Annotated in this window: 2 protein-coding genes; one reads left to right on the top strand and one right to left on the bottom strand. The window is 43.2% G+C overall.

The window, feature by feature from the left end; genetic code table 11:
* The first annotated feature begins 81 nt into the window (after positions 1-81).
* Positions 82-1,215, top strand: coding sequence for a M24 family metallopeptidase (locus tag IQ229_RS19435; RefSeq protein WP_194046560.1), 1,134 nt, complete (start codon positions 82-84; stop codon positions 1,213-1,215).
* Between the two features lie 141 nt (positions 1,216-1,356).
* Here IQ229_RS19435 and malQ read toward each other — a convergent pair whose 3' ends face one another.
* Positions 1,357-2,862, bottom strand: coding sequence for a 4-alpha-glucanotransferase (gene malQ / locus IQ229_RS19430; RefSeq protein ID WP_194046558.1), 1,506 nt, complete (start codon positions 2,860-2,862; stop codon positions 1,357-1,359).
* Between the last annotated feature and the right edge of the window lie 486 nt (positions 2,863-3,348).

Genomic DNA, 3,348 nt, shown 5'->3' with positions numbered 1-3,348 from the left:
GCGGAATTATGTGTAATCAGAATTTTTTTCCCACTATCAATAATAATTGGCAATTTTTCACAGACTTATCTCGACTTAACTATGAATTCGATCAACCAAGAAATTTATTACAAGCTGGAGCTAATGCGAAAAGCTCTGAGCGAAACTGGTGCAATGGGTGTGCGATTGCGCGGTTCAGATTGGTTCGCTTGGGCTACGGCTGGCGGTTCTAACACAGTGCTACTCGCTAGTGAAACTGGAGTAGCGGAAGTTTTGGTAACTGCTAAAGATGCCTGGATATTGACTGATGAGATTGAAGCTCAACGCTTACAGGATGAAGAGCTTCCGGGTAAGGATGAGTCGTCAGATCGTCTTTACAAGCTGCACATTAATCCTTGGGCTGATAAGGTTGCCCGCGAATCTTTCGTGCGTGAGGGCACAAACGGGGGAAAGATTTTGACTGACATTCCTACTACCCATGAAAGCTCATTACCTCTGTCACTCATAAATCAGAAGCGGGTGATTCTGCCAACAGAACTGGAGCGCTATCGGCGAGTAGGGCGTTTAGCAAGTGAAGCCATGACCGAAGTACTTTTGAAAGCCCAGCCTACCTGGACAGAGTACCAACTGGCTGGAGCGGGTGCAGAGGCGTTGTGGTCAAGAGGGCTACATCCAGCTTTGACGCTAGTAGCTGGAGAAAGGCGTCTGCCCCTATACCGTCATGCCACGCCCAAACAAGAGGCGCTGGGACGTGCAGCAATGCTGGTTTTTTGTGCGCGGGGATACGGTCTATATGCGAACCTGACGAGATTTGTCTTTTTTGGTTTGGAACAGGCCAATGCAGAGACACGAAATTTCGCGTCTCTGCATTCTCATGTCCATAAGATTGAAGCTGAAGCTTTGAACTTGTGTGTTCCTGGCACGCCTATCAACGTAATTTATGACGCGCTTGGTCAGGCTTATGAGCAGCATGGTTATCCCGAAGCAATTCGCCAACATCATCAAGGAGGAACTACAGGCTATTTATCTCGTGAAATCATCGCTAATCCAACTACGAGCGAAAATTTAGTGGAAAACATGGCTGTAGCCTGGAACCCAAGTTTACCAGGAGCAAAGGTTGAAGATACTTTCATCATCCAGAAGGATGGAGGGCTAGAAAACCTAACTTTTGATCCAAAGTGGCCAAGCGTGAAAGTTGAAGGACGCGATCGCCCCTTACCATTAGAAATTGACTAAAATTGAGCCAGCCGCAAGCCCCTTGATGTGGTATCAATGGGTCTTGCTGCTGGCTTTGTCTAATTTTATTCGATGTCGTGAGTCAAAATAATCCGTAATTGATAATAACGCTGTTCTCAATTACGAATTACGAATTACGAATTATTCGATCGCCCTTCCATAAGTTTCAGTCATTGCTTTAAGGCGATCGCTAATCTCTGGCGTTAAAGCTGCGGACTGATATCGCCAACCCCAACTCCCTACATTTTTGCCAGGAAAATTCATCCTAGCTTCGGTACCTAATCCCAAAACATCCTGTAGAGGAATAATTGCCTGATTAGCTACAGAACTTAGTGCCAATCGAATCAAATCCCAGTGGATTCCAGATTCACTCTGACAACCCAAATAACGCAAGACTTGTTCTTTTTCTGGGGCTAACAATTGATTGAACCAGCCAACTGTCGTGTCATTGTCATGAGTACCCGTGTACACAATACAATTAGGTTGATAATTGAACGGTAAAAAACGCTTTTCAGCTTGTGAACCTTCGCCAAAAGCAAACTGTAAAATTTTCATGCCTGGAAACTCAAATCTGTCTCGCAGAGCATATACTTCTGGTGAAACTTCTCCCAAATCCTCGGCGATGATTGGCAGCTTACCTAACTTCTGTTTGAGTACCTCAAAGAAAGCCTCTCCAGGAGCTTCAATCCACCTACCATTCATAGCAGTTGTTTCGCCCTGCTTTACAGCCCAATAAGCTTGAAATCCCCGAAAGTGATCGATGCGAATCAAGTCTACATAATTAAGCATGGACTGGAAGCGTTGCACCCACCACTTGAAATTCTCCTGCTGTAGCCGCACCCAGTTATAGACTGGGTTCCCCCAAAGCTGTCCAGTAGCGCTGAAGTAATCTGGAGGTGTTCCTGCCATTAGTGCTGCCTCACCTGTCTGTTCATCAAGGCAGAAATTACCGGGATTAGCCCAAACGTCAGCGCTATCGTGAGCCACATAAATTGCGATATCTCCTAGTATCTGAATCCCACGCTGGTTAGCATAGCGCTTCAGTTGTGACCACTGCGAGAAAAACTCAAACTGTAGATATTTATGGTAAAAAACTTCATTTGCAAGTCGTTGCTGCCATTGCTCGATCGCTTCTGGTTTGCGTTGAGCGATCGCCACTTCCCAAGTATTCCAACTAGCGCCGTTATGAGCATCTTTGAGCGCCATAAACAAGGCATAATCATCTAGCCAGTAAGCCTGACTCTGATAAAACTCCTGAAATTCCTGCTGCTGAATTGATGTTGCACTAGTTTTGAAGTTTTTACAGGCTTTTTGCAGTATTGGTATCTTCGTTTGGATAACCTGCGAAAAATCTACTCTTTCAGTCGAAAACTTTGGTAAATTTGTGAAATTTTCAGCCAGCAAGCCCTTTTTTTGCAGCAGTTCTGGGCTGATTAACAGGGGATTTCCAGCGATCGCTGAATAAGAAGCATAAGGAGAATTACTATCTCCGGTAGGCCCCAATGGCAATATCTGCCAAAGCTGTTGTTTACTTTCTACTAAAAAATCAACAAAACGATAAGCTTCCGATCCAAAGTCACCAATACCAAACTGACTAGGAAAAGAAGTAGGATGTAGCAAAATCCCGCTAGATCTAGGAAAAGGCATAATAAACCTCTATTTTAAGAAATGAGAATAAAACAAATGACAGAACTGACTAGCACAGGATTACGAGCTTATCCGAACTATCTCAAGTGAGAAACTAACAAAACTAAAATTTGTTGTGACTAGTTCTAGTGTCTTCAAAAACCCTAAAATCGTGATAAATACTGGTTTTAGGATATGTATAGACGCTTTTAGCAGCTGCCGCAGGCATCGCAGTTTAGGTAAATGAATAAAGTCGAGCTAAGTGGTATGGTGTTCATAAACGCTGCTGACTGGTTTCATGCAGAACTCGAAGAAGTATAACTTTTTGATCTACGATCTAAGATTAAGAGGTATAAAACATAGATGCAAAGGTTAATGTTTCGTAGAAAGTTTGTATTCTTTTGCTCTATTTTTTGGAATTAATTGCTCACTAATCATAATTCTCTCAATCCCAACCTTTTTAATTTTTTTCAATCGAGATTAATCGGTCTATCACTAGAGCACTAT

The organism is Nostoc cf. edaphicum LEGE 07299 (assembly GCF_015207245.1).
Taxonomy (GTDB): domain Bacteria; phylum Cyanobacteriota; class Cyanobacteriia; order Cyanobacteriales; family Nostocaceae; genus Nostoc; species Nostoc edaphicum_B.
The sequence above is the reverse complement of the archived record's forward strand: the minus strand, read 5'-3'. Positions and strand labels throughout refer to the sequence as shown.